The organism is Bradyrhizobium sp. WSM4872 (genome assembly GCF_055811715.1).
This window is the reverse complement of record NZ_JBVVPT010000066.1, coordinates 1-1,298: the sequence shown is the minus strand read 5'-3', so window position 1 is coordinate 1,298 and position 1,298 is coordinate 1. Positions and strand designations below refer to the sequence as shown.

Genomic DNA, 1,298 nt, shown 5'->3' with positions numbered 1-1,298 from the left:
GCTCTTGTGTCCAGAAAATCTGACAAGATGTGCAAACGGGCGGTTCTCGCAAAACCGCCCGTCGCTGGATCTGAGCCCGTTCGTGCTCAAAGGCCTTGAGCCTGTCGGGGAGCGAGGGACAGATCCGGTGATCTTCCTCAACCCGAACAGTTGCATGGGCTTCGAGCCCGGACGAGCAAGGAAGGGACTGGATGATGGCACAAAACGATCTGGTTGTCGCCGGCATCGACGTGGCCAAAGACAAGGTGGATGTGTGCATTCGCTCATTGTGGCAAAGACAGGCGTTCCCGAGCAGCCCAGAAGGCCGGCGAGCGCTGATCCGCTGGCTTCGCAAGCAAAAAGTCGGCAAGGCAGCCATGGAGGCTTCCGGCGGCTATGAACGGGAGTGGGCCAAGGCGCTACGCGAGGCTGGTATCGAAGCCCTGGTGGTGGATCCGAAGCGGGTGCGCAACTTCGCCAGATCGGCCGGACGGCTTGCCAAGAATGATCCGATTGATGCGCAGATGATTGCTTGGTTCGCCGAGACCTTCATCGAGTCAAGGGGCCAAGCCTACGATGCGGCACGTGAGAAGCTGGTCCAGATCGTGAGTGCGCGCCAAGCTCTGATCGACGTACAGACGAGCTTGCAAAACAGAAGGGAGCATTCCACACCTGACGTCGTGGAGAAGATGCAGGATCGCCTGCTGAAACAGATCGCCGCCGAGATTGCCAAGCTGGAGGCAGCGATCGCAGCCCTGATCAAGACCACACCGCGTTTTGCCGAGCTCGCCGAGATCATCGAGAGCGTACCGGGTCTTGCCCAGGGCACGTCCGCCGGACTGATCGGGGCGATGCCGGAACTCGGCCAGATCAGCAGTAAAGTTGCTGCCGCCTTACTGGGTGCTGCACCTTACGATGACGACAGCGGCAAACGTCGGGGCACGCGCCATATCCAGGGCGGGCGCCGCAAAGTCCGCAATGTCTTTTACATGGCTTGCATGGGAGCCGCGACACGGCACAACCCTGTGCTCAAGGCGTTCTACGATCGCCTGATCGCCAAAGGCAAAGAACCGAAGGTTGCGCTCACAGCCTGCATGCGCAAGCTGATCGTGATCCTCAACGTCATGATCGCGCGTGGTGAGAAATGGGACCCCAACCGGTACCAAGCAAGCGACTCCGCTCGGCTTCTGCCGAGCGCATGCACAGCCTGAAGACCGGTGAGCGGGCGGGGTCAAGGCCGTCAGCCGCCGGAGGCGGTGGCGCGCAAGCGCCAGCCTTGAGGCCGGCCGATCGCCGGGCTACTTCAACACAGTTGCTCC

At 61.2% G+C, this 1,298-nt stretch carries 1 protein-coding gene; it reads left to right on the top strand.

All coding sequences use genetic code 11. The features are described from left to right. The first annotated feature begins 191 nt into the window (after window positions 1-191). Window positions 192-1,190: an IS110 family RNA-guided transposase gene (locus AC0L3C_RS36130; RefSeq protein WP_007614614.1), complete on the top strand. Its 999-nt coding sequence runs from the start codon at window positions 192-194 to the stop codon at window positions 1,188-1,190. Window positions 1,191-1,298: the final 108 nt, after the last annotated feature.

Bases quoted from the DNA above. Each gene is read 5' to 3' on its own strand.
- AC0L3C_RS36130 (WP_007614614.1), top strand. From the start codon at position 192: ATGATGGCACAAAACGATCTGGTTGTCGCCGGCATCGACGTGGCCAAA.